Source organism: Nitrospira sp. (assembly GCA_029194665.1).
Lineage (GTDB): Bacteria > Nitrospirota > Nitrospiria > Nitrospirales > Nitrospiraceae > Nitrospira_D.
Genome location: JARFXO010000003.1, coordinates 313,021 through 335,429, shown reverse-complemented (window position 1 = coordinate 335,429; position 22,409 = coordinate 313,021). Strand labels below are relative to the sequence as shown.

General features: G+C 56.6%; 24 protein-coding genes and 1 pseudogene. 11 read left to right on the top strand and 14 right to left on the bottom strand.

The annotated features are described in order from the left end of the window. Window positions 1-33: 33 nt before the first annotated feature. The 5 genes and pseudogenes from P0119_11055 to P0119_11035 all read left to right on the top strand — a co-directional run bounded on the left by P0119_11055 (window position 34) and on the right by P0119_11035 (window position 4,229). A complete protein-coding gene (locus P0119_11055; protein ID MDF0666592.1) occupies window positions 34-774 on the top strand; it encodes an RsmE family RNA methyltransferase in 741 nt (246 codons plus the stop codon). 195 nt (window positions 775-969) lie between these two features. Then, window positions 970-2,292 carry a B12-binding domain-containing radical SAM protein gene (locus tag P0119_11050; protein ID MDF0666591.1) on the top strand — a complete coding sequence of 441 codons (1,323 nt, stop codon included), beginning with the start codon at window positions 970-972 and terminating at the stop codon, window positions 2,290-2,292. Between the two features lie 358 nt (window positions 2,293-2,650). Next, window positions 2,651-2,998 (top strand): annotated as a pseudogene (locus P0119_11045) (DUF5674 family protein). An 8-nt stretch (window positions 2,999-3,006) separates the two neighbouring features. Beyond that, a complete protein-coding gene (locus P0119_11040; GenBank protein MDF0666590.1) occupies window positions 3,007-3,336 on the top strand; it encodes a hypothetical protein in 330 nt (109 codons plus the stop codon). A gap of 116 nt (window positions 3,337-3,452) precedes the next feature. Then, a complete protein-coding gene (locus tag P0119_11035; GenBank protein ID MDF0666589.1) occupies window positions 3,453-4,229 on the top strand; it encodes a hypothetical protein in 777 nt (258 codons plus the stop codon). Between the two features lie 34 nt (window positions 4,230-4,263). Here the strand turns inward: P0119_11035 and P0119_11030 are convergent, their stop codons facing one another. The 14 genes from P0119_11030 to recA all read right to left on the bottom strand — a co-directional run bounded on the left by P0119_11030 (window position 4,264) and on the right by recA (window position 19,770). Further along, window positions 4,264-4,491: a helix-turn-helix domain-containing protein gene (locus tag P0119_11030; protein ID MDF0666588.1), complete on the bottom strand. Its 228-nt coding sequence runs from the start codon at window positions 4,489-4,491 to the stop codon at window positions 4,264-4,266. 105 nt (window positions 4,492-4,596) lie between these two features. Then, window positions 4,597-4,812, bottom strand: a complete 216-nt coding sequence (locus tag P0119_11025) for a hypothetical protein (GenBank protein MDF0666587.1) — start codon at window positions 4,810-4,812, stop codon at window positions 4,597-4,599. A 77-nt stretch (window positions 4,813-4,889) separates the two neighbouring features. Further along, the gene (locus P0119_11020; GenBank protein ID MDF0666586.1) at window positions 4,890-5,846 is read right to left on the bottom strand and encodes a YCF48-related protein; all 957 of its coding nucleotides are present in this window, start codon (window positions 5,844-5,846) and stop codon (window positions 4,890-4,892) included. Window positions 5,847-5,887: 41 nt separating this feature from the next. Continuing rightward, window positions 5,888-7,618, bottom strand: a complete 1,731-nt coding sequence (locus P0119_11015; protein ID MDF0666585.1) for an IPT/TIG domain-containing protein — start codon at window positions 7,616-7,618, stop codon at window positions 5,888-5,890. Between the two features lie 176 nt (window positions 7,619-7,794). After that, window positions 7,795-10,671, bottom strand: a complete 2,877-nt coding sequence (locus P0119_11010) for a PAS domain S-box protein (protein MDF0666584.1) — start codon at window positions 10,669-10,671, stop codon at window positions 7,795-7,797. A 16-nt stretch (window positions 10,672-10,687) separates the two neighbouring features. Then, window positions 10,688-10,978, bottom strand: a complete 291-nt coding sequence (locus P0119_11005; GenBank protein ID MDF0666583.1) for a hypothetical protein — start codon at window positions 10,976-10,978, stop codon at window positions 10,688-10,690. Window positions 10,979-11,399: 421 nt separating this feature from the next. Next, on the bottom strand, window positions 11,400-11,864 hold the full coding sequence (locus P0119_11000; protein ID MDF0666582.1) for a RidA family protein: 465 nt from the start codon (window positions 11,862-11,864) through the stop codon (window positions 11,400-11,402). A gap of 94 nt (window positions 11,865-11,958) precedes the next feature. Then, entirely contained in the window at window positions 11,959-13,140 is a 1,182-nt protein-coding gene (locus P0119_10995) for a phosphopentomutase (protein MDF0666581.1), read from the bottom strand. A 162-nt stretch (window positions 13,141-13,302) separates the two neighbouring features. Next, window positions 13,303-13,980 (bottom strand): deoxyribose-phosphate aldolase, encoded by a 678-nt coding sequence (deoC, locus tag P0119_10990; protein MDF0666580.1) that lies wholly within the window; start codon window positions 13,978-13,980, stop codon window positions 13,303-13,305. A gap of 3 nt (window positions 13,981-13,983) precedes the next feature. Then, window positions 13,984-15,066, bottom strand: a complete 1,083-nt coding sequence (gene mltG, locus P0119_10985) for an endolytic transglycosylase MltG (protein ID MDF0666579.1) — start codon at window positions 15,064-15,066, stop codon at window positions 13,984-13,986. After that, the gene (gene ruvX, locus P0119_10980; protein MDF0666578.1) at window positions 14,981-15,565 is read right to left on the bottom strand and encodes a Holliday junction resolvase RuvX; all 585 of its coding nucleotides are present in this window, start codon (window positions 15,563-15,565) and stop codon (window positions 14,981-14,983) included. Before ruvX ends, mltG begins: the two co-directional genes overlap by 86 nt. A 4-nt stretch (window positions 15,566-15,569) precedes the next feature. Beyond that, on the bottom strand, window positions 15,570-18,203 hold the full coding sequence (gene alaS / locus P0119_10975; GenBank protein ID MDF0666577.1) for an alanine--tRNA ligase: 2,634 nt from the start codon (window positions 18,201-18,203) through the stop codon (window positions 15,570-15,572). Beyond that, window positions 18,193-18,633 carry a regulatory protein RecX gene (locus P0119_10970; protein ID MDF0666576.1) on the bottom strand — a complete coding sequence of 147 codons (441 nt, stop codon included), beginning with the start codon at window positions 18,631-18,633 and terminating at the stop codon, window positions 18,193-18,195. The genes alaS and P0119_10970 overlap by 11 nt, the downstream gene beginning before the upstream one ends. A gap of 66 nt (window positions 18,634-18,699) precedes the next feature. Then, complete coding sequence (gene recA, locus P0119_10965; GenBank protein ID MDF0666575.1) at window positions 18,700-19,770, bottom strand: recombinase RecA; 1,071 nt, start codon at window positions 19,768-19,770, stop codon at window positions 18,700-18,702. A 190-nt stretch (window positions 19,771-19,960) separates the two neighbouring features. On the opposite strand from recA, the gene P0119_10960 reads away from it, so the two are divergent. From P0119_10960 to P0119_10935, 6 genes are all read left to right on the top strand, one after another. Next, on the top strand, window positions 19,961-20,197 hold the full coding sequence (locus tag P0119_10960; GenBank protein ID MDF0666574.1) for a DUF4160 domain-containing protein: 237 nt from the start codon (window positions 19,961-19,963) through the stop codon (window positions 20,195-20,197). Next, on the top strand, window positions 20,178-20,522 hold the full coding sequence (locus P0119_10955) for a DUF2442 domain-containing protein (GenBank protein MDF0666573.1): 345 nt from the start codon (window positions 20,178-20,180) through the stop codon (window positions 20,520-20,522). The genes P0119_10960 and P0119_10955 overlap by 20 nt, the downstream gene beginning before the upstream one ends. Before the next feature lie 179 nt (window positions 20,523-20,701). Continuing rightward, a complete protein-coding gene (locus P0119_10950) occupies window positions 20,702-20,980 on the top strand; it encodes a UPF0175 family protein (protein ID MDF0666572.1) in 279 nt (92 codons plus the stop codon). Between the two features lie 23 nt (window positions 20,981-21,003). Next, complete coding sequence (locus tag P0119_10945; protein ID MDF0666571.1) at window positions 21,004-21,360, top strand: hypothetical protein; 357 nt, start codon at window positions 21,004-21,006, stop codon at window positions 21,358-21,360. 348 nt (window positions 21,361-21,708) lie between these two features. Further along, window positions 21,709-22,023, top strand: coding sequence for a hypothetical protein (locus tag P0119_10940; protein MDF0666570.1), 315 nt, complete (start codon window positions 21,709-21,711; stop codon window positions 22,021-22,023). Then, window positions 22,016-22,330, top strand: a complete 315-nt coding sequence (locus P0119_10935; GenBank protein ID MDF0666569.1) for a type II toxin-antitoxin system MqsA family antitoxin — start codon at window positions 22,016-22,018, stop codon at window positions 22,328-22,330. The genes P0119_10940 and P0119_10935 overlap by 8 nt, the downstream gene beginning before the upstream one ends. Window positions 22,331-22,409 lie beyond the last annotated feature (79 nt).

Below are 22,409 nucleotides of genomic sequence, written 5' to 3'. Positions count from 1 at the left end.
TCCCCATCCGGTTGCAACCCACAGAGCTCCCGCATGCCTGTGTTTTTCGTTCCGCCTGAGTGCATGAGCCGGCAAGCGATATCGGCCACCGGCGAGGTGCTTGTCCACCTCCGAGACAGCTTGCGCATACGAGTCGGCGAAATCGTCCTCTTCGGCGATGGAGTGAGCCACCACTATCGTACTGAAATCACGGCGGTCACAAAGCAGCATTTGACCGGACGAATCATCGAGACCATCACCCAGCCGGCGCCGATTTCCCCTTTTTTGATACTGGGACAGGCGTTACTCAAAGGCGAGAAAATGGACTGGGTCATTCAGAAAGCTACCGAGCTGGGCATGGATGAACTCGTGCCGATGGAAAGCCGACACAGTGTGGTACAGCTCAAAGCCGATCGCGTGGGCCATCAGCTTGCCAGATGGCGACGCATCGCCTTAGAAGCAGCTCAGCAGTCTGAACAGTGGCGCGTGCCCACGATCTCTCCGACAGGATCCCTCGCGGCACTTTTGGCCGGCCGTGAGACCAGCACGATCACGCTCATGCTTGTCGAGCGACGGGAAGGCAAGACTTTACAAACAGTCGAGCTACCGCAAGACGTGACCGGCTCCCTGCTGGTCTTGATCGGACCGGAGGGAGGCTGGAGCAAAGAAGAAGTCCAAATAGCCGAGGAGGCGAAAGTCGTACCCATTACCCTTGGTCGGCAGATCTTGAGAGCTGAAACGGCCGCCGTCGCCGCAATCAGCATACTCCAAGCGCGCCTCGGCAAGTTGGGATGAGCGAGGCCGGCAGCATAGGAACGACCGCTAGAGCCGCGACCAGCGTTCGACCATGCGGTTGCGCGTTATGCGGATCTCATGAACAGATTCCTGTCCCTTTGCTTCCCTTAGTCTTGACATGAGACAGCAGATTTACGGATGATTACACGCCACTCAGTCCTAGAAAGGTACCACCAAGGTGCAAGGAGGCCGAGCATGCACAAGATCCTAATTGTTCAGCCATCCCACTATCGAGACAAGTCGGATTTCTCCCTCTATAAAACCAAGAGCCGAACCCTCGCAGGCCTCACCCTCCCTTATCTTGCAGCGCTGACACCCCGCGATTGGCGCGTTGAATTGGTCGACGAACAGGTGATGGACATCAACTTTGATGCCTCGGTAGACGTGGTGGCCATTACCGCATGGACGATCAATTCCTTCCGTGCATACGATATCGCGCGTAAGTTCAGAGACAGGGGTATTCCTGTGATAATGGGAGGTCCCCACACCTTTTTCCATAGCGACGAAGCCGCCGAACATTGTGATGCCGTCGGAATCGGAGAGGGTGAAGATATTTGGCCGATGATGTTGCACGATGCGGCAGCAGGAAGACTCAAAAAGTTCTACCGTGCGAATGCCCCACACGACCTCAAAGGGTTACCCCTGCCGCGGTATGAGTTGATGACCGGCAGGGCACCTCGATGGGTGCAAACCTATTCCGTCCAATCTTCCAGAGGATGTCCTTTCAAGTGCGAGTTCTGCTCAGAACGTTTTTATGTGGGCACGCGCTATCGATTTCGCCCGGTTCAGGAGATCGTCGAGGAGATCAGACACATCAAGGCCAAGAACGTCTTTTTCGCAGATAGTATGTTCGCTGGGAAAAAGGACCACTCGATGGAGCTCATGGAAGCGTTGATTCCCCTGAAGATACGCTGGTCAACCCTGTGGACTGCGTACCTATGCCGAGATCAGGAGTTCATGGATCTCGCCAAGAGGAGCGGGTTGCTTCATGTGAATATGGGCATGGAAAGTATCAGCCGTGAGGTACTGGCCGCCATGAACAAGAAATTCAATAAGGTGGACCAATATGAGGAGATCATCACAAACCTGCGCAAACGGGGCATCAGCTACTCCATGAATTTTGTGTTCGGCTACGACGAAGAGAGTCCGGAAGCCTTCGACACAACGCTCGCGTTCCTTGAACATCACAAGGTCCCGGTGGCGTATTTTTATACGCTCCGTCCGCACAAGGGGACGCCTCTCTATGACCGGTTCAGAACCGATCATCGCCTCATTGACGAAACGCAACTGAATCGATGGCCAGGCAACTCCTGTGAAATCAAGCCGAAGAACTGTTCGGCCTCGGAACTCGATGAACGCATCAGGACGATGTACAGTCGTTTTTTCTCTCCAATGTCTATGCTGAGAAGACTTCCTCTTCCTGTGACCAAGGCCCATATGACATCGTGGTTTCTCAACTTTGCCCAACGAAGAATGTCTCGGTGGGATCGATCCATCATGAACCACGACTGGACCTAGCTCACCATGCGCAATTCCTCCAGCAACAACTGAACAGAACAATGGTCGGGCTGGGCTAGCCTGGGTTTGACGGACACCTCACCCGGGGAGAGGATAGCTCCCCCGGAGGTGGCATGTGGACCAGCAGCTCGCCCAATGGCAGCGCATCGTCTTAGCGGCCGTCCAGTAGTCCGAACACTGTCACGTGCCCACGATCACCCTGCCGCAATCGCTCCCTGGCAAACTGGGATAAACAAGCACCTATTGATATTCCGATTCTATTTCCATACTGAGTCCCGCGGCTGGTTCAAGCGAATTTGCCATTGACAGAAGCGACCACAAGCATCAATCTTGCTGCCTTTAGACCTTCCGGAGCATCATGGAAATCATCATTGTTCGAGCGAGCGTGACCAAGGCATTCCTGAACACCATGGCTGAACAGCAGTTCGGCGATATGGTCAAGGCTGTTGTGGATATCGAGCAAGGGATCATGGCCATCGGCGGCGAATTGCACTCCGACTAGGAAGCTCTGCTCTTGGAGGAAGGGTCGGTTCAGAAAACTCTGTGGGGTATCAATCTTTACCCGGAACATCCCGCCACAGAATGGATTGAGTTTGATTCCATGATCAATGTGCGCCCATCCGGGGGTAATCGCTCCCGGTATGTTGAGCACGCGGAGATTCGCGAAGCCGTCACAGCCATCGTCAATCGATTAGTACAAGGCTAGACATCAACATGGCGCCCATTCATCAACATCTAGCCGCTGGACAATGGCACACCCTCTCGCTCGTTGAGCAACTGGCCAATGTCGGAAGTGACGTGGCTCGCGCCGCTCGGTGGTATGGGAAGGACCAGTCACGTTGTGAACAGGCCTTCGAACGTGCCCTAGAACTTTTGGACCTGACTATCACGGACAATCGGTGGAAAGGTCGCCGGAAGGAGTTAACACGTGCACGCGAACTACTGTGCGATGCCATGCTCGGTGGGACGACCTACGGGAGTGACTTAGCCTCGCTCGATCGCTATTTCTTTCACTTCGCCATGGCTGCCAGAGTGGGGCGGTGAGAAGCGGATGATGGAGAATGTACGAAGCAATACCAGATTCGTCTATTCACTTGCCTCTTGTCGCTTTTGTTGCAGATATGCGCATCCTCACTGCGTGATAATATCCAATACACATCATGTCGAGCACCGTTCAGTTCGTAGCATATTTTGATGATGGTGGGCATACCAGTGATTCGCCCGCAATCTCTGTCGCGGCAGTGACAGCCAGAACCACGGCATGGGAGCAATTCAATGCGAAATGGTCCAGACGATTACGTCGCGCTGGAATTTTGGCGTTCCATATGACCGACTATGAGAACCGCAAGAAATGCTTTGAAGGATGGGCCGAAGACAAGCGCCTGACGCTTATTACTGATTTAGCGGCAATACTAAAGAACTCAATTGCATGCGGGGTTGGTGCAACAGTTACGATGAAGGATTGGTTGGCGGTGATGCCGGCTCAATTCGAACGGCCAGACTTCATCGCGAAGCGTGGCCCGTATCCGCTGTTATTTCAACTATGCGTTGAACATATTTTCTCCAAAGTAAAGCTTGATTCATCTCAACAATTGGATTGCGTCTTTGATAAGAATGTTTTCATTCGTAGGTGCCTTGAAGAACACTACCGCGATGTCTTGAATGCTCATCCCTATTCGGTCCAACTGGGTAAGCTTACATTTGATACGGCTGACAAGACAGCCGCTCTTCAAGCAGCAGACATACTTGCGTACGAAGGTCATAAACACATTAAGAACCAAGTGGTAGAGGATGGCCGCCGTCCGGAAAGAAAACTGTACGCACTGCTTAGAAAAAGCGAGCGGATTGACTATTTTACTCTCACCGAACGGTCTCTTCGTGACTATTGCGATGCCATCCGAGAATCAGAATCACGGCTCCATTTCCTTGCACGGTGATATTCGCTCCACCTGCTCACTCGATGGCTCTTACCTAGGCAGCGCCCTTTCGTGGCTCGCGATGCAACGCCTCGGCCACTGCGCGAGGGTTGCGTGCTGCGACTCGCTGGAGAGCTAAAGCCGTGCCATCGGGTGTTCGCCGCCCATGCTCCCAATTGCGTAGCGTTGCAACGTTCACGCCGATCATCAGGGCGAACTCGGTTTGCGATGCCTTGAGCTTTTCCCGAACGCCCTTGACGGCTGTTGGTCGAAACGTAGTCACTCAAGTCGGCTTCAATTTTCCCCGACGAATCCGTCCCGCCTGCCAAATGCTTTGGAGCAATGCTCGAAAGACCGCCTCTTTCATTTACACTCCTCCCGAGCAAGCTTAGCCATGATTTTGCCTGTAGTGAGCTACTTCGAGCTTAGTTCGTTGAAGTGCCGCAACAAGCTTATTCCACCAAATCATGTTAATCGCCAGCATTTCTGCTGCTTTGCGCTGCCTGACATCGGCGGTCATGAAGAGGATGGTCAGACCTGAGACGGCTTGGAATGTGACGGCCGAGGCGAGGTGCAGAGCCTCCAGCGTCCCCCGTCCGGCCATATCGCATCCAAGGCGACACGCTCAGGCGCTCAGACAATTTCGGGACTGAAGAGAAACGTGATGAGTCTGATGGGAGATCAGCGGCCTGGTTGTAGATGAACGATAGTCCCGTTTTCTCCGCTGGCCCACCCATGGGTGGTGTCGGGAAAAGTGAGACCGAATAACGAGGTAGGGGCGACCGATTTCCCTTCGCTCCAGGTGAGGCCTGCATCGATCGTCCGATACAACATCCCGCGCTCGCCGACAATCCAACCTTCTTGCGGGCTCGTGAAACGCACCTTTAAGAGATCAATGACCTTTGTACAGGTCTTGCCGCAAGGCAACGTTTGATCAACCCATTTGGCTCCACCGTCCGTCGTCTGAAACATGGCTCCCGCATTGCCGACCGCCCAGCCGGTCATGGAATCGGTGAAAAACACGTCGAACAAGGTCACCGCGCTCTGCGTTTCTTGCGACGTCCAGGTCGCTCCTCCATCCTTTGTGGCAAGGACAGTGCCCAGCGCGCCGACGATCGTGCCTCTCTGGTCATTGAGGAAGTGCAACGCATAGAGCGTGGCCGTTGTACCGCTCGCCTGTTCCACCCAATGCTGGCCGCTATCCGTAGTGTGAAAGATCGTGCCGCCTCCACCAACCACCCATCCGACACTTGAATCTGTGAAATAGACTCCGTACAGCGGTTGCTGAGTATCCAGGGATTGTGGCGACCAAGACACTCCTCCGTTCGCCGTACGGCTCAAAAATCCTCCGACTCCCGTCACCCAGCCATTTGATGAATCTGAAAAGAACACAGCCGTCAACAGATTGGAGGTTCCGCTCGTGGACCGCCTCCACTTCTTCCCGCCATCAGTGGTTTTCAAAACTGTTCCGCCGCTTCCTACTGCCCATCCATCCTGGGGCGTACGAAACTGAATGCTCATCAACGTCGATTTTGTGCTACTCGCCTGAGTGGTGATGGAAAGGTTGGAATCTGTGCTCTCACCCGATTGAGGGATCGCCAGAAGCATGCCGAGGAAAACGAAGAATGCCGCGAGCACGTTCCCTCGCCTAGCGCCGATCAGATGAAGCCAATCCAGCATTATTGCGCGGGACTCGCGTCGGGCATGTGGTAATTCCAGAAATCTGGGTCTGGAACAGGAAGGCCTTTTGCTTCGATGGTGAACGGGCCTGCTTCAACCGTGACCCACTTCTTCGGCGAACAACAGGTTCCATCGGGAAGCAGATCCCATGATCCTCGGCGAACGACCAACGGCCCGGTCGCCAGATTGTCGAAAAACTCTCCCTTCTTTCCGATTCCGTAGAGATTGCGATGCGGAACGGTGACTACAATTTCTTCGTCAGTCCATGATTGCACCAGCGCGGCTGTGCCGTTGAACAGGACTTCGGTGCGTGACACATTCGAGACGACAGTTGTGTGTTCGTCCGGCTCGTTGATTTCGATATCTGTTCGGCGCTTGTAGGATTTCTGGTTCAATCCAAGGTCTGCATGTTCGGCGGTCTTGAGAAATGTTCCGAACCCGCGACCTTTGATCGTCACCGTAGCATCCAGCCCTGCGGTATGAGGTGCATACGACTCGATGGCCGGCGTAACGAGCACGAAGTCCCCGGCCTCAACGGCTTGGGTCCCTCGCTCGGCACAACAGAGTCCTCCAATGTTCGGCCGGTTGGCACTCCGGTAAATGACGACCTTGCCGGCTTTTGCGCTGAACGGCACCCAGACGTCGATTCGGTCGTCGTTCCACCGATAGATCACTGCCGGCACCCCGCCGATTTCGACGCGATTCTCACCGGGATTAAAATCCACGAAGTTGTAGGGAGTCGACCCGCTCTCTGAGTAGAACCCGAAATGCTCGCCGTTAATGCGCAGCAACGTCCCGATGGGAGCGCTGGCGGGACTCATGGAGATGACGCGGGGAACATGGACCGTAAACTGTCCAAGCACCCGTTCCCGCCCTTGACGTTTCAGCACAAGCGGACCGGACTCCGCATCGAGCGGGACATGGAAAACGATGACGTCGTCTTTCCATTGGGCGATAGTCACCGGCCGACCGGCGATCAGGACAGCATCCTCCATCAGTTCTTTGTCATGTCCAAACCCCTGACCGAACATGACTACTTTCGTACCGACAGGCCCACTGATCGGATCCACTCGAATGGACGGAATCAGTTGCAACGGAACGCCGTTGCTCAGCACATACTCGACGGGCGCGCAGCATGATCCGTCCGGGAGCGGATCGGAGGAGGCCAGTCGAATCACGACATCACCGCTCACCGCATTCGGCGGAATTTCAAGCTCGATCTTGTCGTCTTTCCATCGCGTGGGGCGCACCACAACTCCGCCGACCATTACGTCATTGACACCGAACATCGTGTTCGGATCCCGCGCACCAGCCGAAAGGCCGAAATTCCGACCGGTGATCTGCAGCGAGGCACCGCGCTCGGCTTCCGTGGGCGTGATAGCCGATATCTGGGGAGCTAGGATGATCAATGGTCCAGCGGACCGCTTTTTCTTCCCCATGAATACTTCGACCGGGCCGCTGATCGCCTTGAAGGGAACCTTGACCTCGATGACGTCCGGTTCCCATCGTTGCACTAACGCCGACACTCCGTTGACCGTCACTCGGTTGAACCGGGTCGACTTAAAAGTTCCAAACCCTTTCCCGTTTAGGACCAAGGTTGCGCCTGGAGTAGCTGCCCGAGAAGACAATTCAATTGATCCCCGGCCGGCTTGTGCAATACAGATATTTGCCCCACCCAGAAAATACACCAGCCCAAGGAGGAATGTGGTCCAGCCAGAGATTTGTTTCATGGACAGCCTAATAGAGGAAGAGGAAAAAGCCAGGACAGTGATTTGAAACACGACATGCCCGACTTTAACAAGCCATTTTTTCTGGAGTCAAGGAGGCAAGGAACAATCGGATCGGGCACTGATTCATAGTCATTCAGTCGATACTCTGGAAGTAGCGGGGTTTCAACAGAACACCTCTACAAGGAGCGGGATGAAATCTCCCGCGGAATCACCTGACCTCCTTCCGTGGCTTGTGAACCGACAGCCTGAACGATCGTGTCGTGGAGTTGCTCCACCGCTGCATCTTTGGTGAGCAGCGTGGCCGCTCCCGCTCGGTACATCGCGTCGCTGTTGTCGCCCCCGATGTTCACGGAAATGCCGATGACGATGGTCTCCGGCCATTTGGTTTTGATCTGCGCCGTGGCGTCGATCCCATTCAGCTTCGGCAGATTGATGTCCATGACCACGGCTCGAGGTCGGAACTTCTCGACCAATTTCACCGCCTCCAGACCATCGTGGGCCTCCCCGACGACCTGAATATCTGCATAGGCATCCAACACCGATCGCAACCCTTCCCGCACCATTGCGTGATCGTCCACGAGTAGCACCGGCACCGCCATCCGTCTCTTCTCGGGGCTAGCGGTCCCATCGGCATGAACCGTGGCAGGGACATCCTCGAAGGCAGTGATTGGAGGAGGCGGCTGGTTGTCCCCTGCGCATTTGGCCAACGGCAGGATCAGCGTTGCAATGGTCCCGTGCCCCGGAGCGGAGTCAATAGTGAAGGAGCCGCCCAATGCCCGCATCCGCTCCTGGATGCTATATAAACCAAACCTGGACGACATCTCGTCACTAGGCGTTCCCACCGCCGCCGCAGCGGCAAGATCAAATCCCGCCCCCTCGTCATTCACGGTGATGCAGAGATGGTCCGCTCGAATTTCCATCGTGAGAGCCGCTTGTCCTGTTCCAGCATGCTTGGCCGAATTGATCAGAAGCTCCCGCACCGATTGAAAGAGCAGCAACCGTTGCTCTTCCGGCAGGTCAAGACCTTGCTCCTCCGGCACGACGACGGTCACGGTTTGCTCATGCTTTGTCTTCATGTACTCGGCAAGCCAGTTGAGACTGGCGGCCAAGCCATGATCACGCAGGACCGGCGGGCTGAGTTCCGCCACCAACGTCCGGCTATAGGTCAGCGCATCGGACAAGATATCATCGACCTTCTTCAAGACGCTTTCATAAGCGGGCACGCCGCTTGCGTTCCGCTTGCCCTGCCCGATCGTCAACTTGCCGACGACCAACATCTGCTGCAGATGGTCGTGCAGTTCAGTGGCCAAACGTTTCCGTTCACGCTGTTCCGCCAGGTTCAACTCGCTCGTCAGGGCGCGCAGGCGGTCCTGCGACTGTCGTAATTCCGCCGTCTTCTTGTTCACCGCTTGTTCGAGCTCCACATTCCAGCGTTGCAAGCGCGCTTGCGCCTCGCGCAGTGCCTTCTCCGTCTGTTTCCGATCATCGATATCCTCAATGATGGAAATGAAATGGAGCGGCCTGTGCTGCGCATCTCGGAGGAGCGAGACCGTCTTATGAACCCAGATGGGCGAACCATCTTTTCGGATGTAGCGCTTTTCCAGTGAATAGGTGTCAATCTCACCCTCCAGCGCGCGACGTGTTTGCGCCCACTCTGCCTTGAGATCGCCGGGATAGGTGATATCCGCAAAGGTCCTGGTGAGCAATTCCTCGCGGAAATAGCCGGTGATCGTGCATAAGGCATCGTTGAACCGTAACCATCGACCGTCCAGTCCGATGTGGGAGATGCCGACAGGCGCATTGGCAAAGGTCGCGCGATAGCGCTCTTCGCTCTCGCGTAGGGCCAGCTCCGCTTCTTTTCGATCATGGATATCAGTGCAGGTCCCCACCCATGACTGAATACGACCTTCAGCATCCCGCACCGGCGCCGCCCTCACACGAAACCATCGGTAGGTTCCGTCGATGGCCCGGCGACATCTTGTTTCCACGTCATACTCGCCGCCTGTCTCGACGGCTTTCTTCCACGTGTCGGCCAATCTTGGGGCATCGTCGGGATGTTGGACCCTGAGCCAGCCGCCCTGTCTCGTCGTCTCATGCGTCAGTCCCGTATAGTCGTACCACTGTTGATTTTCGAACTCCGGCTCTCCTTGCTCGTCGGTCCGCCACACGAAGTGCGGGATCGCTTCGGCCAGCATGCGGAACCGTTCTTCGCTCTTGCCCAGCGCGTCTTCCACCTGTTTGCGGGCGGTAATATCCGTGAACAAGTTGACCGCGCCGACGATGTGTCCTTCGGCATTGCGCAGAGGATCGATGTGCACGATCACGTGGCGTCTTGTACCGTCGGAGCGTTCGATAATGACTTCCTGACCATGCAGCGCTGTGCCCTCCTGCAGCGCATCGACCATGGGCGTTTTGTCGTGCGGCAGCGCGGTCCCATCCGGCCATAGCAGCTTGTGCGATCCACAAAACCGACGTTCGCCGTCATCCAAGTTCGGCCTGCGACCCCACAATTCGGCCGCCTGATCGTTGTAAAATGTGATGCGTCCCTCTCGATCGACCGTGTACATAGCCGCCGGCATGTGCTCGATGAGAGACCGATAGCGCGCTTCGCTCTCGGTCAGACGTGCGATGAGCCGCTGATTGTCTCGCTCGTGGTTGGCCAGAGCGAGCAAGGCCCGCACAGTGCCGAGCAATTCCTCCTCTTCCGCCGGTTCGACCAGGTAGGCATCCGCGCCGACTTCCAGACTTTTCACTCGATCCGGTGCGTGGACGCGGGCGGCGGAGGTCTGTAGTATTTTGATGTGCTTCGTCTCAGGCTGAGTCTTAAGCAACCGACAGACGTCAAATCCGCTGACGTCCGATAGGTTGACGTCAAGCAGGATGAGAGCCGGCCGTTTTGCGGCGGCGACGGCGAGCGCATCGGCGCCGTTGCTCGCTTCAATGATTCGGTAACTCTGCCGGCCGAGCAGTCGGCTCTTCACGCACAAGGCGGCCGGATCATCGTCGACAACGAGAATGGTCGGGTAATCGGATTCGGCGGTGGACTGGGTCATATCAACCTCGCAAGACTCATCGGAGACCGGAGCGGCATCCGGTCGTTTCTCTCATCAGATAGACCCATTCGATGGCGAGGACCATCCCTCCCATCATCGGAACCGTACGTTGGAGCATCGAGCCTCCCCCTGTGCCGGCTGTCGCCGTTTTCACCAAGCCTCGATCGGGCCGGAGACAGAGGAGGGCAAGACTCAGCAACACAAACGAGACGGCCGTATGCAGCACCATCGACTTGTCCGATGGTATGGCAGAAAGCGCTCGCTCGTGGCAGAGATACCCAGGCAGGGCGAGCGAACAGATGAACATTGCAACCGCGGCTAGGCTTTGAGCGACCTAGTGCCGGGCGTGCTGCTTCATCGAAGCAAGGACGGCTCCCCCTCGCGACAAGCGACTTGGAAGTCCGAAAATACCACTCGTGGGACAGGCCGGCCTGGTGCAATTCACCCACGGAGTTCCAAGTCTGCTGATTCATACGTTGCAGGTCACACCAGTGGGAGGGATTGGCTTCGGCGGTTCTCGCTTCATTGCCGATATCGTCTCCGGACGATCACATTGTTCTGAATCAAGGACAAACGCTTTGGAAGGAGGAGAGTGGTCTTGATCTCATGCATGGAGGAGTCCTTAGACTCAAGAGAAGCAGCGTCAGGAAGAGACAGTGTACCGCGTGCCGTGGTCTCGGTAAACCCCTGAGGGTGAAAACTAGGGCTTTCCCTAGGTGGTGGGTGACTTACGACGAATACAGCTCCACGATCAGCTCGATTTCGACGGGAGCCATGCATGGCAACTCCGCGGCACCGACGGCTACCCGAGCATGTCGACCTGCTTCTCCGAACACGGAAACAAGCAGATCAGATGCGCCGTTGAGAACTTGCGGTTGATCGGTAAAGCCGGGAGCCGAGGCGATATAGCCGACCATTTTGACGATCCGCTTGACCCGATCCAGCAATCCGGCTTCGCTCCGGATGATACTTAGGCCATTCAGCGCCGCCATCCTCGCTGCCTCAACCCCCTGTTGGACTGTGAGATCCCCTCCGAGCTTGCCGGTCATCACAAGCTGGCCATCGCGCGAAGGCAGCACTCCCGAGAGGAACAAGAGGTCACCAACCCTGATAACAGGCACGTAATTCGCCACCGGCTTCGGCGGAGCCGGCAGGATGAGTCCGAGCTCTTTTAGTCTGTCATCATGGGACACGTTCCTACGCCATCCTATCCTTCCTCGCCTATCCTTCCTCGCCCTTCATCTCACGCTTCACCGCTCACGCGTACCTTTCACTCCTCACTCAAGACTACCCTGGTCGGAGCGCATCCAAGAAACTCTCACCGACCGGCAGCCGCTCGGCTCGAAGTGCCTCCACAATCGTCTGCCCTACATCCGCCGCAGTTGGCCTCGTTCCCAAATCGACGCCGTGGGCTAGTTTTGGGCCGCTCGCGAAGACCGGAACATACTCTCGCGTAGACGTCTGTCCAGGTAATGAGAAATCTCTCCCATGGTCACCCGTCACAATGACCATGTCGCCGAGACGTAACCGCTCGAACAAATCAGGCAGACGGCGGTCAAATTCCTCTACGGATGCCGTCGACTGTACAGCATCTTCTGACAGCAAATCCAGGCCGGCACAGATGAGACCGCGAGGCACCTTGTTCAACATGCCGATGACTTCCTCAAACGCCGCCATCCCTGACGCAACCGGGAAAGCTTTCGTCATCCCGCGCCCACTAAAGAGGTCATAGACCTTTCCCACCCCCATCGCGATCTGACCGGCTCGGCTTAACACATCCAACATCGTCATGCCCGGTGGCTCGATCACAAAGTCCTTTCGTCCGACCTGTGGTCGAAGCATGTCATGTCCGCCGATGACCGGCTGCGCGACGACACGGATGAGAGTCCCCGCATTCTTCACGGCCATCCGGATCTCGCGACAACGCTGGTGGAATTCCATCGGTACCATGAGGGATTCATGCATGGCCACAAAGCACGTATTGCCTCCATCCGTCCACAGCAGAGGCGCACCGGTGGCCATATGTTCCATACTGTATCGACGGAACATCCATCCCATGGACGAGACGCCACGGCCAATCGATTTTCTGCCGAAAAGCTGTTCAATGACGTCGATGATCTTGGTAGGAATGCCGCACCTGCAGACCGTCGAGGCTTCTTTCTGGATCACTCCACTCATTTCCCAGTATCCGACGACAGAATCTTTGCCCGGCGATGCGAATCCCAGTCGCCCGAAGGAACCGTTCGGTTGGACCATAGCTCGTACGCCTTTGATCGAAGCGATATGCCCTAGCCCGAGCATCTCGAAATTCGGCAAACTCAGTCCATCGACCGTCTCAGCCAGGTGCACGAGGGTGTTTGCGTCGGCATCGCCGTAGTCGGCGCCGTCCGGTAACGCACCCACCCCAAGTCCATCGACGACCAACAGAATGACTCGATTAATCATCAGCCGACTATAGCAAGTCGCCATAGTTCGTCATAGATGCGTATGGGACCGACATGGAGATACAGGAGGACCTAGGCCGGAGAGAAACGGCTGTTATGCCGTACGATCCCACGATAGATACCGGCGGAAACGTATTTGGACGGTTCGCCTGAGCTACCGAAATCCACACCCAGACTCAGGACGGTCTTATTCTTGTTCATGTATTGCCACTCGCCATTCGCCGATGATCTTGAGGCCGGCACTAGTTCCGATCCTATCGGCTCCTGCTTCCAACATCGCGTGCGTCGTTTTCCAATCGCGAATGCCGCCCGAAGCCTTTACCTTGACCCGCCCCGCTACGACTTCCTTTAGCAACCGCACATCTTCCACCGTCGCCCCCGCAGCTCCGAAACCGCTCGACGTTTTCACATAGTCAGCCCCGGCTTCCACGACCAAATGACAGGCCGTTCGTTTCTCCTGCTGTGTGAGATAGCAAGTTTCTAGGATCACTTTATGTTCAACATCCACGGTCGATTTCACGACTTCAGCGATGTCAGTGCGAACATAGTCATGATCGGCCGATTTGAGTCTGCTGATATTCACCACCATGTCCAACACCGTTGCACCCCGCTGCACGGCCTCGATGGCCTCGGCCACCTTGGTCTTTGTGCTGTGCCCCCCTAACGGAAACCCGATGGGAATGCCGACGCGAATGCCGGTGCCGGCAACCGCCGCCACCGCCTCATCGATGTAACATGGCGGGACGAAAACGACCGTGAAACCGTTGGTCTTCGCCTCTTCACACAACCGAAGCACCTCGACTTTCGTCGCATCCGGTCTCAATATCGTATGGTCGATAAGGCCAGGGAGCTTCCATCTTGACATGCTTTACGATACTCCTTCCTTCTGGTCTGTCTGCCTCCCGTCGGGGGTCATAAAGGTCTGCGAGTGATTTCCTCTTCGGAATGGGCGCTTTTGGTACTTTTCCACCGCCTTGTTGTGCTCCACGAGCGTCGCGGAGAATTGATGCGTTCCGTCGTTCTTTGAGACGAAGTAAAGATTCACAGAAGGCACGGGATACAAGGCGGCACGGATCGATTGTGCCCCGGGGTTGGCGATCGGTCCTGGCGGCAGCCCGACCCAGCGGTACGTATTGTAGGGACTGGGGTGCGTGAGGTCCTTTTTGCGAAGGTTTCCATCGAAATTCGACAGACCGTAGATCACCGTCGGATCGCTCTGTAGAGGGATATGTTTTTTTAGCCGGTTATGGAATACGGACGAGATGTGAGGCCGCTCGTCTCCGACACCAGTTTCCTTTTCAATCACCGACGCCAAGGTCAGGACTTCATGGACCGTCAAGTGAATGTCTTTGGCCCGAGCCTGCCACTCCTGAGTCATCACCTGCCTGAGTTGCTCTACCATGGCCTTGATGACGTCTTTCGCAGCTGTCGGCCTGGCAAAACGATAGGTGTCGGGGTAAAGATACCCTTCCGCCGTATCCGCAGAAATTCCCAACGTCGTGACGAAGGACTTGTCGGAGGCCAATCGAACGAATTCCGCGCGATTCGTGATGCGATGTTCGTCCAGCACATCGGCGATTTGATTGATCGTATAGCCTTCTGGAATCGTGATGGAATGAAGCACCACACGACCGGCAAGCAACTTGGCAAGAATCTCCGCCGGGGCCATGGCGGCGTTGAGCTCATACTCTCCGGGATGAATCTTGCGATCAACCTCCTGGGTTTTCCCCAAAAGGAGAAACGCCGAACGGCTCCTGATCAGCTGCTCCCGTTCGAGCAAGGCTGCGGCTTGTTGAAATGTCGCGCCTTCGGGAATCACGACGATTTTCTGAAGAGGATGATCGGACTCGGAAAGAACGGGCCCTTCAGCCCACCGAATCATCTGATAGCCGGCCACGCCGGCGAGGGCGACGACGGCGATCAATACGATGAGGATCAGGCGCAGCGTCATAGGATCGGTCGTCAGGAGACAATGACCCCCACTCTTCTAGCGGCTCCTCGGCAGGTCGGCCCCCGACCGCTCGAGTCGAGACCTGGTTCTGCGCTTCAAGGTAACTTCGCAGAAGAATCGCGGCTGCAATACGGTCGACGATTCCTTTGCGTTTCTTCCGACTGACATCAGCGGCGATCAGCAACGCTTCCGCCGCTTTTGTCGTCATCCGCTCGTCCCACCGGACGACCGGAACGGACAAGCCCGCTTCCAGCTTCGCAGCAAACTCCCGCATTGCATGGACAGCCGGCCCTTCCTGCCCGTCCAACTGGAGCGGCAACCCCAGCACCACCCGTTCCACCGCGTGCGACCCGACCAGCCCGGCGATATGGGCGACATCCCGGTCCAGCGTCTTCCGTTCGAAGGTTTCGAGCGGCTGCGCCGTCCAGCCGAGTTCGTCGCTGAGCGCGACGCCGATCCGCTTGGTGCCGTAATCGAGCGCAAGAATGCGGCCAGGCATGATTCTACCGCCGGAGGGTGGTTTCAACCAGGCCAAAAACTTTTTCCAACGCTGCGTCGAGCTTGGCTGGATCCTTCCCTCCGGCCTGAGCCATCTCCGGCCGCCCGCCTCCGGTTCCACCCACCTCAGCCGCCATCGCCTTAATGAGATCGCCGGCTTTGAGCTTGCCGATCAAGTCTTTCGTCACCACGACCAACAGTGAAACTTTGCCGTCGCCGGTCGCCGCGCCCAACGCGATGACGCCGCTCTTCAGCTTATCCCGGAGCTGATCCGCCAACGTTCGCATGCCGTTCACATCCAAGCCATCCGTCCGCTGCTGGTGCACCGTCACCCCGGCGATCGTCTTGACCTTGGAAATCGTCTCCGATCCGCTCGCCATCTTCAGCCTCAGCTCTTCGAGTTCGCGTTCCTTGTCCTTGAGCTGCATCATCAGCTTGCGGGTCTTGGCGACCAGTTCGGACCGCCCCGTCTTCAACAGATCCGATAGCTCGCGGACATCGGCTTCGAGCTTCTTCATGAGTCCGTAGGCGCCGCTACCGGACTGAGCTTCGATGCGACGTACACCCGCCGCCACGCCCCCTTCCGAGACAATGCGAAAGAGCCCGATGTCACCCGTCTGTCGGCAATGGGTGCCTCCGCACAGTTCTTTGCTGAACGACTCGACACTCACGACACGCACCTGTTCGCCATACTTGTCGCCGAAGAACGCCAGAGCCCCGTTCGCCACTGCATCCTGAATGCTCATCACTTCGGTGCGCACTGCCTCGTTCTTACGGATTTCTTCATTCACCGTCGATTCGATATCGTCGATGTCGCGGGACGAAAGCGGTCGAAAATGTGCAAAGTCAAACCGAAGGCGGTTCGGTCCGACGAGCGATCCATACTGCTTCACATGCGGCCCGAGTAAATCGCGCAAGGCCGCATGGACCAGATGCGTTGCCGTATGATTGCGCGCTGCGTCCCGGCGCATGGAGACATTCACCGCCATGCGCAGGCACTCGCCCTCTCGAATGCGCCCCTGACGGACGATTCCCTTGTGAAGGATGACCGTCGGAGCCGGCCTCGTCGTTTCCTTGATATCGACCAACCCTTCAGGTCCAACCAATGTGCCTTGATCTCCGACCTGACCCCCGCCTTCAGCATAGAAAGGCGTGCTATCCATCGCCAGCTCGACCGTCTCCCCTTCTACCGCTTCCTTGACCAGTTGCTCGCTTTTTAGAATAGCCCGCAGGACGCCGTTGCTTTCCAGATGTTCATAGCCGACGAATGTCGTCGCACCGATCCGCTTGGCCAGCTCCGCAACGGCCGGTCTGGCCGTTTCCTGTTCGAATCCACCGGTCTTGCGCGCGCGAGTCCGTTGCTCTTCGATCGCCGCATTGAAACCAGGTTCATCGACCGTCATGCCCTGTTCCCGGCAAGCCTCGGCAATCAAGTCCATGGGAAAGCCATAGGTATCATAGAGCCTGAAGATGTCGTTCCCAGCCAAAACAGTTCGCTTTGTCGCCTTCGCCCGCTCGATCATCTCGCTCAGAATCGGCAAGCCCTGTTCGAGCGTCGCGATAAACCTCTCCTCCTCACCTTTCGTCGCTTCGGTGATCGTGCCGGATGCCATGCGCACTTCCGGGTAGGCGCCGGCCATCTGCTCGACGACGACGGCGCTGAGTTCATGCAGAAAGGGCTCGACAATGCCGAGCAGCCGGCCGTGCCGCGCGGCGCGGCGCAGAATGCGTCTCAACACATATCCTCGACCTTCGTTCGATGGCAACACGCCGTCGGCCATGAGGAAGGTGATTGCTCGCAGATGGTCAGCAATAACACGCATTGAACGATCAGCCGCCTCCTTCTTGCCGTACTCGGTGCCGGACCGTCCTGCGACAGCCGCAAGCAGCGGCGTGAAGAGATCACTGTCGTAATTGCTGTAGACCCCCTGGGCCACGGCGGCCAGCCGCTCAAGCCCCATCCCCGTGTCGATGCTCGGCTTCGGCAGCGGGTGGAGCGTTCCCGAGGCATCACGGTTGTATTGCATGAAGACCAGATTCCAAATTTCAATGACGCGATCCCCCTCCCCGTTCGGTCGATCATCGCCGGGAACCACTGTCCCCTGATCATAATGGATCTCCGAACAAGGACCGCAGGGGCCTGTATCGGCCATTTGCCAGAAGTTATCCTTTTCGTCGCACCGGACGATGCGCGACGGCACCACACCGATCTTCTTCCACAATTTCTCGGCTTCGTCGTCCTCGCGGAAGATCGTCACCCATAGTCGATCTTTCGCCAACCCGACCCTCCGAGTCAGAAACTCCCATCCGAATCTGATGGCATCGTCCTTGAAGTAATCCCCGAACGAAAAATTGCCGAGCATCTCGAAGAATGTGTGGTGCCGCCTGGTGTACCCCACGTTTTCAAGATCGTTGTGTTTCCCGCCTGCGCGAAGACACTTTTGCACCGATACGGCTCTCTTGTAGGGGCGCGATTCTTCTCCGAGGAAAGTCCGCTTGAATTGATTCATGCCTGCGTTGGTGAAGAGCAGGGTCGGATCCGCTTGTGGAAGGAGAGAGGCGCTCGGCACTGCCTGATGCCCTTGCTCCTCGAAATAACCGATAAAGGCTCGCCGCAGATCAGTCGCACTATTCTTCATAGACAGTTTCCTCGTGTATACACTGCTTCTCTATCATACGATCAATGGTCTCCTCACTGAAACCCCGCCGGCGGAGAAAGTGCGCCGTTTGAGAGAGCGTCAACCGACGACCAGAACGTTGCGCGATCTGCAAGGCTCGATGAGCCACAGTTTCTTCGTCCACTTCACGAAACGTTTCAGTCAGCACCCGGTCTGACAGAGCATCAGGGATTCCCTTGGCCTGCAATTCGGCCTTGAGCCGTTCCCGTCCCCTCGGCCGGGTGATCAGCCGATTGGCCACCCACCGCTGAGCATAGGTGTGATCGTTGAGATAGCTGAGGTCGGACAAACGGCGAACTGTTTGCCGTACTTGAACGGGCGAGGCTCCTTTGGATGCGAGAAACCGTTCAACTTGGGCGACGGTACGATCCCGACGGGCAAGGAACCGCATCGCGACCTGCATCCAATCTTCGAGAGAAGCTCGGCTTCTCCGTTTCGGCGCTTTCACCGTTTCCCGCTATCGATGCGCCCGTTTGTCCTCACTTCGTGAAACAGGTTTTTCTTCTTTGGCCTCGGCTTTCTTCTCGTTGCGAGCAGGCACGCCGGCCAGTTCTCGAAGTTTCATTTCAATCTCACGAGCGGTGGTGGAGTTGTTCTTGAGGAACTCTCGCGCGGCGTCGCGCCCCTGGCCGATTCGTTCTGACTTGTAGGAATACCACGCACCGGATTTTTCGATGATTTTCTTGTCGACGCCAATATCCACGAGTTCGCCGGTCTTGGAAATACCCTCGGCAAACATGATGTCGAACTCCGCCTGGCGAAACGGCGGCGCCATCTTGTTTTTCACGACCTTCACACGGACCCGGCTCCCCATCACCTCCTGACCTTCCTTAATCGATTCAATACGTCGGATGTCCAGCCTGACAGAGGAGTAGAATTTGAGCGCATTCCCTCCGGTTGTGGTCTCTGGATTTCCGAACATCACGCCGAGCTTCATGCGGATTTGGTTGATGAAGATCACCGTCGTCAGAGACTTTGCAATCGCGGCTGTCAGCTTTCTCAGCGCCTGCGACATCAGCCGGGCCTGAAGGCCCATGTGGGCATCGCCCATTTCACCCTCGATTTCCGCACGAGGCGTCAACGCCGCAACTGAATCGACCACGATCAGATCAATGGCGCCGCTTCGCACCAACGTTTCGGCAATCTCCAGCGCCTGTTCACCGGTATCCGGCTGAGACACAAGCAGGTCGTCGGCCTGGACGCCGAGCTTTCTAGCATACGTCAGATCAAGGGCATGTTCAGCATCGATAAAGGCGGCCACTCCACCGGTCTTCTGCACTTCGGCAATACAGTGCAACGTCATCGTCGTTTTTCCAGAAGCCTCCGGTCCAAAGATTTCAATCACCCTCCCGCGTGGAAGTCCGCCGACACCGAGGGCGATGTCGAGCCCCAAGGACCCGGTAGAAATCGCAGGCACGTCGACCTTCTCCTCGGTCCCCAGCTTCATGATCGCGCCCTTCCCGTACTGCTTCTCAATCTGGGACAGAGCTAGGTCGAGCGCACGCTTCTTGTCGTCTTTTTCGGACATACGATCTCCTATGAGATAAAAGAGATGAAACGGCTAAATCCGATGGATTATACCCAAGCGGCAAAGGGAAACCTAGTCTGATCTCACGACAGGATCAGGGCCTGCGAATTGACTTGGTATTCTTGAAACGGAAATGATTGAGATCTTCACCAGGCTAGAAGCGTGCTAATATAGCCGCGGATCGACGAGGATGCCCACTGTACTACGATCGGGGCCGTATCGCTTTTTCTTTTATGCAGGAGATCGTGATGAGCCTCGACATGTGCATGTTGAGCGCGAGGACAAGGTAGCCAAGTTTTGGCTTGTACCCGTCAGGCTACAGGAAAGCGGTGGATTTCCTCGTGCTGAATTGAATCGGATTCGGCAGCTCGTTCAGTTTCATCAGGATCGATTTCTGGAGGCCTGGCATGAATACTTTGGCGATTGAGATTGCTGCGTGCACAGCAGAATCTGTCACCCTCACGAACGACACGTTGACCGTCGAACTGAGCGATGGGCGAAGCCTATCCGTTCCACTTGATTGGTTCCCACGCTTAGTCCATGCGACCCAAGCGGAACGAAAACGGTGGCGGTTGATCGGGCGAGGACGTGGCATTCATTGGGACCTGCTCGACGAAGACATCAGTGTCGATGGGCTCTTGGCCGGCAAACCTTCTGGAGAAAGCCAGGCATCCTTTCAGAAGTGGGTCGCCTCCCGCCAAGGTACCAGATCCAGGCGAATGGGTTCCCGCTCCAGTGCTCGTCGGCGTTAGCAGCCACTCCATTTCGCCGCCGGAGTCCGCCGAGTTCATCGGCTTACCCGCCGACGCCGAGGGACGGTTCAGATTCACCGGCAACGGCACACTGATGAGTGCGTGTACCACAGAAGTTCTGGCCTGCGTTTGAGACACCAATCTTGGTTTTCGGCAGACTGTCTGCTAGACTCGCTGTCATGGGACAGCCACTCACGATCGATATTCCGCCCGAGTTGCTGCAGGTGATCGGGACGGAAGATGAGGCGCGTCAGGAAGCAAAGACCGCCCTCATCTTGGACCTGGTCCGCCGAGGAAAAGTTTCGCGGGCTCGCGCAGCAGAGTTTCTCCAGATCTCCTTAGCTGATTTTCCGGCCATCTTGGCCCAGTATCAGATTCCCTGGTTTGACTATTCCGCAGAAACGCTTCATGAAGATCTGCGGACATTAGCCGCTCCACCACCCACTCCTTCCGCGTGATTCTCGTCCTTGACGCGAGTCCCTTGATTACGTTGGCTCGGATCGGCTCGCTTGACTTGTTGCGTCAATTGGCCGATCAGATCGTCATTCCCGATGCGGTCTATGCGGAAAGCGTGAGCCGCGCGCCTGGTCGTCCGGGAAGTCTCGATCTTGCTCAGGCCGATTGGATCACATGCCGAACGGCTGAGAATCAGGCACTCGTCCAGCAGCTCCGCACCCGCATCGGTCTGGGGGAATCCGAAGCCATTGTCCTGACCCGAGAGATCGGAGCAGACGCCGTCGTGTTGGACGATGCCACGGCTCGGCGCCTCACCGAACAAGAAGGATGCCGAGTTGTGGGATTGCTAGGCTTGCCCGTCACGGTGGCCAGGTTCAGATGATCCAATAAACCATTCCCGACCCCATTGTTTCGACCGGCTACAATCAAGGCCGTCAGGATATTACGTATCCGGTTCACCAGGTCTGGCTGCAGCCCCCTGGTTTGATTGCTCTCAAGGAGGCGCTTGAGTCCCCGGTGGCGCCCGGATCGGAAAATCATCTCCTTCGAAGGTACGGCATGAGCGTACGTGCTGCAAGAAACTTGTTCCCCGGCAGTGCAAGGGACAGACGGGCTCTCTCCTTCATATTGCACTTCAATGCCCTTCGGGCTCCTTGATGGAGTTCTTGGTTCTGATAGCGCCGCGCGGCCCCTTCTTGCCTTTTCTACGCCTGAGGCGTATAGTTCACCAGTGTTCACATTCATAGAATCGTCCGTCTTCGAGCGCATACTTCCCGCATATCTGGACGACGATGAGTATTCCGACTTGCAGCAGTTCTTAATGCAACACCCAGAGGTCGGCGAAATTGTCCCCGGTTCGGGCGGGGTTCGAAAGGTGCGCTGGTCCCGCCCGGGAACGGGGAAACAGGGCGGGCTACGGATCATTTATGTTGTGCGGTACCGGCCCAACGAATTCTGGATGTTGACGCTCTATGCAAAGTCGAAACGCGAGAACGTGCCCTCACATATTCTCAAACAACTCGTGGAGGCATTTCGAAATGGTTAAAAAACTGACTGGTAAGGCACTCGCCGATTTCGAGGCCAAACGCAATGTGTGGCAAGAAGTCCTCGATGGCGTACGGGAGATCAAAGCCGGGGGAGGTAAGAAGACGAAAGTTCACGCCAAATCGTACGTCGTGCGCGTACGGCTCAAGAGCGGGCTGTCGCAGGCGGAGTTTGCCGCAGCGCTGGGTGTGTCGAAGCGCACGCTAGAGCAGTGGGAACAAGGCCGCCGTAAGCCGTCCGGAGCTGCGAAGCAGCTCTTGAAGATTGCCGAACGCCATCCCGAGATCCTCGTTGAGGTAGCGGCGTAAACGGCAGCAGTAATCTTTGCGGGGTGAAGCGTGAAAAAGGTTTCAAGAACCGTTGATGATCTGTGGCTTCAGGATTCGC